Origin of the sequence: Nostoc foliaceum FACHB-393 (assembly GCF_014698505.1) — a bacterium.
Taxonomy (GTDB): Bacteria; Cyanobacteriota; Cyanobacteriia; order Cyanobacteriales; family Nostocaceae; genus Nostoc; species Nostoc foliaceum_A.
In genome coordinates, this window is sequence record NZ_JACJTD010000142.1 from 1 (window position 1) to 5813 (window position 5813).

Here is a 5813-nt window from a genome sequence, read left to right on the forward strand (position 1 = left end):
TTGAACAGTAAGTTAAAGATTGTTTCCATTGTGATTTGTACTTCATTTTAAAATAATTATCGCCTAAATTCTTTTTGAACTTAGATGACTTTTCCTGTGGTTTTGGTTCCCAGAATATACTATTCTCCAACTGCCCAAGAGCTTCTATTGTCGTTACATTAGTCGCCACATTGCTACTGCCTTGTTGTTTTAGCTTTTTCTGTTCAACAAAAGACATAGCCAAGATGCGGTTTTTATGTCGTTCAAAAGCTTCCTTGTACAGTTCCCATGCTTTTTTGGTAATTGCTGATTGGGATGGCTCAACCATTTTAACGATTTCGCGCCAATCTCCAAGAGTAAATCTAGTAATATTTTCAATAAAAGCGATGAAAATGACGCTATAAATTTTAGTGGGACTCGCACCCCGTAAACCTTGCCTTCGGATCGTATCAGTAACTAAGTCTAATCTGTAAATAGAAACAGAAAGGTCAATTTCTGTAAGATCAAGGCTAAAACCCTGTCTAAGTCGGATTCTGCTAAAATTTGGCTTTGCAGGACTTTCAATAGTTGTAAAATCAATCGTTTGACCACAGCTTGGACAAATAGCTTGGTGATGTTGAATCAGCACTCCATTCTCGTCAACTTCGGCATTAAAATTAGCTAATTCTTCAGTTAGCGGTTTAAAAATATGAGTGCAATGCTCACATTGAATTAAGCCTTTGTTTTGTATTTCTGATATAGTTTCAGGCAATAAAGTCCATTTGCGGGCTTCATCAGGAAGCCCATGCTTTTTCCAATTATCGGTAATATCAATAATTACCGCAGTTGGTTTTAAAGTGTAAGTTCTTAGAACCCGCCCCAGCATTTGCAGCCAGAGAGTAGAGCTTTCAGTCGGACGGACACAGTAGACGCACTCAATATTAGGACAATCAAAGCCCTCAGTTAAGATTTCATAATTAGTAATTACTTGGGTAGTGCCATTGCGAAAACGCTGCAATATTTCTAATCTCTCTTGTGAAGGAGTTTTCCCATCCAAATGTTCGGCACTAATATAATTACGAGAAAATTCCGCAGCCAGGGCACGAGAATGTTCTAAGCTACAGGCGAAAATAACTGTACGAAGATTTCGTGCATATTTAAAGTAATTCTCAAGGATTTCACTAACACCAATCTGGCTAGTGACGGCAATCGCTAACTCTTTGGCTCTGAAATCTCCACGAGATTTTGCAACTCCAAGAGTAGAGATAGTTTGATTCGTTGCAAATAATCGAAACTTACTTAAATACCCAGCCTGAATTAAGTAAGCCGTGTCAATGCCAATAACCAAATCATCAAATAAATCATCAAAACCTTGACCGTCAATTCTCTGAGGAGTGGCAGTTACACCTAATATCTGGGCGCTTTCATAATGTTCAATTAGTCGCCGATAAGATAAAGCAGTTGCATGATGCGCTTCATCTAATATCAAAAGTCCAATGTTAATTGGCAACTCTAATACCTCTCGTCTGCTCAACGTTTGAACGCTAGCAACTTGGATTCTCCGTTCCGGATTAGCCAGAACACCTGCTTTGATAATCCCAACTGGTTCACCGATAATCTGCTCTAGTTTTTCGGCAGCTTGAGATATCAACTCAATCCGATGGGCAATGACTAAAACTTGCTTTCCTTGGTCAAAGAATTTATGAGAAATATGTGCAAAACACACCGTTTTTCCGGCGGCTGTCGGGAGTTGTGCAAGCACTCGCCTATTACCATTCTCCCAAGAATTCCAAATATCTTTTATCCACTGATGTTGATAATCTCTAAGTTCGTAGGTAACAGGCATTTAATTTACCTCAACAATGATTTTTCTCCCGTGGTAATATTGCTCATTATGCCACAAGCTCTTCAAGTTAAGATACCGATAATTCCAATTCTAAAAGTAGCAAAGATATTTTGAGTTGGGTTGATGCGATTTTACTTCATCAAGAGCAAATTATAAAGATAATAACCTAGAAGTGATGCACTGCATATCAAATCTCGCCACTGTTGTAATGACTATACTTGCTTTATTATATTGGCGAGTTTTATACTGTGCGATAATGCTGGATGTAATCGCTCACGGGAGACACGGCAACACCGTTGTCGTCTTTTACAAGTAGTATTAGATTTAAGATGGGGAAATATACTTCTTGGAAAATCAGAAAATTTGGCATCGAACTAAGAAATTAAATTCGCAATCTCAAATGCCGGCGATATTTTTAGATAAAGATGGCACTTTAATTGAAAATGTACCAAATAATGTTAATCCACAATTAATCGAAATGAAAATCGGTGCTATTGAAGGATTACAAATACTTAGCAAAGCTGGATATAAATTAATTGTGATTACTAACCAGTCGGGAGTAGCACGGGATTATTTCCCAGAATCTGCCTTGGCGGGAGTGGAAGCGCGATTGAATGAAATATTAGAAAAAGCGGATCTATCGCTAGATGGGTTCTACTACTGTCCCCATCATCCAAATGGTGTAATATCTGAGTATGCAATTGCTTGCGAATGCCGTAAACCAAAACCAGGTTTGATTTTACGTGCAGCTAGCGAACAAAATATAGATTTAGCAAATTCTTGGTTTATTGGCGATAATCTCAGTGATGTAGAAGCTGGACATAGTGCAGGGTGTAAAACGATTTTGATAGCTCAGGGTAATCAGTCTCAGCCCCAAATGTCTCGTTTAGGAATTGCTGACTATATTTTGGTTAATCTTTCAATAGCAGCACAGGTGATACGTAAGCATTCAGTATCTAATTTTTAAGATTTCTGGCATAAAGTTATAGAAATTGCTGGAACAGAAACTTAGAAAAATTTAGTGCTATCAAACGTCGTTAAATTGCCCAGGTGCGTAGGCGTAGCCCGCCATAGGCATCGCTCTCCTCTAACAATGATAGCAGTCAGATCAAGCAAGCGTTTACTGCTCTTGAGCAGACAGCGCCTTGCGGTAAACGATTTTGTCAGCGCCCGCTTGATAGAAGTCGCGTATCCGTGCTTCTTCTTCATAACCGCAGTTGCGGTAGAACGTTCGCGTGCGCTCGAAGTCCGGCGTACCTGATGTTTCCACCAGTAGTATACGCCCGCCGCGTCTCATCAATGTTTGCTCAACGTAGCGTAGCAGGGTCGCACCACGTCCTTGTCCTTGTCTGTCAGGTCGGATAGCAATCAACTGTAGATTCCACGTCCGATCAGTCATTCGTTCCATCTCGCAGTAAGCGACCCCGACCGCTCCATTGTCATCATCGGTGATCCAAAAGTGTTCAGCCTTGTCGTCTGGTAGAGAATCGCTGTCGCTGCTACCACCGAAGTAATCAGACAACATTTCGCCAAGTTCCTCAAGTTGGTTTGGTTCAAACAGTCCGGTTGCGTCGGCTAAAGCAATCAGCGCAGTCGTGTCATCGGGTATGGTCGGTCGAATCATCGCAAACTCCGTGTGCGTGTAAAACAGGTTAGCCTCTGGAGAAAATATTACAACAGTTGTTATGTTTTCTTAAAAAATAACAACTGTTGTGATAAGATGTCAAGATGCTTGTTTCATGTTGCTGTAAACCGAGGAGAGCTATGAGTTATGACGATCGCCGTATTGAAGTCGCTAAAGCGGCATGGCGGGTGATTGTCCGTGAAGGATTGGATCGTGCTAGTATGCGGGCGATAGCGCAAGAGCTTGGCTCTTCGACCGGGGTTGTTACCCATTACTTTCGAGATAAAGAAGAACTCACCCTATTTGCCCTAGAACAGGTGTTTGAAAACGTCTTAGAGGACATGAAAACCTGTGCCGAGGCACGGCAAGGAATTGACAGACTAGCACAGATGATTTTTGTGGCTCTACCTCTGGGGGACAATGACAAAGCTGATTGGAAGGTTTGGACGGCATTTTTGGGCTATTCTATCGGGCGCGAACGCCTTGTCCAGGAACACCGAAAACGCTATGACTTCTTACGGCAGATTATTTGTCAAGAGTTAGCTGACTTACAAAAAGCCAAAGTGATTCGAGCCGATCTTGATTTAACCCTCGAAGCCAATGCACTCATTGCCCTAGTGGATGGCATTGGCACTGGTGTTGTCATTTATCCTGAACAGTTCTCCGCAGATCAACAACAATATCTCGTGCGGCGGCATATCAACGCTTTATTGACACCATCTTAAACACCGACGCTCCGGCGATTGTTGCCAGAGCTAAAAGATTTATTTGAGTTTCTGATAGTCTTGAAAAAAACGATTCAAATCATTTAAAAGTTGACAAAACAAACTTTTGTTTTCATAAGTGCCAGTAGCGTTCTGCCAAGAATCGCAGATCCTTGGGTTAGTAAAAGGCAAAATCAAAGCAGATAGAGCCGCAATTAAAGGCACAATTAATATAAAATTTCGGGCATCAGCGATTAAATTACCAACTTCGCTCAAAATAGGTAACTCGTATTGATGACGATGTGTAATTAGGGTATCTTTGGTTTTCTGAGGTTGAATTTTTTGCTCCTTTTCTAAATTGAGATTGGGCTGAATATCTATCTCAATAACGTTCTTCTTGACTACTTCAATTGCCTTCACTAAATCATCTATAGGTTGTCCATTTCTGGCACGAGTGACAAGTATTGCTTCAAGAATTATTAATCTTGATTTGGAAGTTAACAGTATAGGCATCTGTTGATTAGCTTCATTGATGAAATCCTGTTGTTCTTTGAGAAGCTTACTAGTTTGCATATTATTTAGCCACTGTTTTTGAACTAGTAGTTCGCGTTCTGATAGTCTAAAGCTTTGAGAGAGACTGTTAATAAAGTTAACAACACTTGTCGTTAATTTTTCTAAAGAGCTTGAGGATTTTGAGGGGAAGTTGGTTTGATTATTATCTTGCATAAGTTATTCAACAAATTTTAATTTTGATTACTATCGCAACTGTCGAATTTGTATTTAAGATGTGAATTTTGAAGCAATCTTTCGATTCCTTTTCGGATCAGCTCTGGTGGAACTCCATCTAATTTCAACTCGGTTTGGATAAACTCATCAATGGAATTGGCTTTCGTCTTCTCTAAGAGCGCCAACATCTGTTGAGCTTGGGTTGTTGGTGTGGTTGACTCCTTAGTTTCAGCTTGAGAGGTTTGCTTATTACTTGGTGCAGAGTCAATAAAGTTTTTGGTATCCCGGTCATAACCAGAGAAATTCTTTAACAGAGGCATTGGTATCCATTCATTGATGCCACCGTAATAAACTGCTCGACCGACTGGTGATTGTGCAGCAATCTCCATGACTTGAGTTGAAGTAATCTTGCGATCGCTGGGGATGAGTTGAGTGGCAATCATGGCATTGTAAGCTGGGACGTTATCAGGATGAACCAACGCCACGGACGTTAACTGCGATCGCAGTCCGCCAGAAATGCCCAAGTCATCAGTGTGAGGGTTTTGTACGACAATCCAGAAATGCCAACCGGAACTATCACCGCAAGAACAGTAAGAGATGATTTTGTCTTTGAGCCAGCCGATTTCACCTTTAGTATTTTTAAATTTGGAACAGACAGCCGTACCTTCATCCAAAATAATCAGCTTGGAGCCAGAGATATTTTGAAATTCGGTAAAGCATTCTTTGACCCATTTAACGGCTTCGACCGGGGACATTTCTAGGATTTTAGCCCGTTTAAAAGTATCAACACGACCTTTGAAATAACCGGTTTCTTTCTCGTCACCTTTGGGGTCAATATAAAAGATGTGTATGCCAGGATGCAGTCGCTTAATAGCATCGATTGCATTGCTAATGGTGATGCCCTTGCCAGAACCAGGGACACCAACCCACAGCATATTGGTAACTTTCTTAGCAA

General features: G+C 40.8%; 5 protein-coding genes and 1 pseudogene. 2 read left to right on the top strand and 4 right to left on the bottom strand.

Features of this window, described 5'->3' with window-relative positions; translation table 11 throughout:
* A partial coding sequence (locus H6G92_RS37945) for a DEAD/DEAH box helicase (RefSeq protein ID WP_190901909.1) occupies positions 1 to 1804 on the bottom strand: 1804 nt, incomplete at its 3' end.
* Between the two features lie 400 nt (positions 1805 to 2204).
* Between H6G92_RS37945 and H6G92_RS37950 the strand changes: the two genes are divergently transcribed.
* Complete coding sequence (locus H6G92_RS37950) at positions 2205 to 2771, top strand: D-glycero-alpha-D-manno-heptose-1,7-bisphosphate 7-phosphatase (protein WP_190901917.1); 567 nt, start codon at positions 2205 to 2207, stop codon at positions 2769 to 2771.
* Between the two features lie 153 nt (positions 2772 to 2924).
* Here H6G92_RS37950 and H6G92_RS37955 read toward each other — a convergent pair whose 3' ends face one another.
* Positions 2925 to 3428, bottom strand: coding sequence for a GNAT family N-acetyltransferase (locus tag H6G92_RS37955; protein ID WP_190901911.1), 504 nt, complete (start codon positions 3426 to 3428; stop codon positions 2925 to 2927).
* 140 nt (positions 3429 to 3568) lie between these two features.
* On the opposite strand from H6G92_RS37955, the gene H6G92_RS37960 reads away from it, so the two are divergent.
* On the top strand, positions 3569 to 4153 hold the full coding sequence (locus H6G92_RS37960; RefSeq protein ID WP_190901913.1) for a TetR/AcrR family transcriptional regulator: 585 nt from the start codon (positions 3569 to 3571) through the stop codon (positions 4151 to 4153).
* Between the two features lie 39 nt (positions 4154 to 4192).
* On the opposite strand, the gene H6G92_RS37965 is transcribed toward H6G92_RS37960, so the two are convergent.
* Complete coding sequence (locus H6G92_RS37965; RefSeq protein ID WP_190901915.1) at positions 4193 to 4858, bottom strand: hypothetical protein; 666 nt, start codon at positions 4856 to 4858, stop codon at positions 4193 to 4195.
* A 17-nt stretch (positions 4859 to 4875) separates the two neighbouring features.
* Positions 4876 to 5813: pseudogene (locus tag H6G92_RS37970) on the bottom strand (hypothetical protein); the annotation flags it as partial.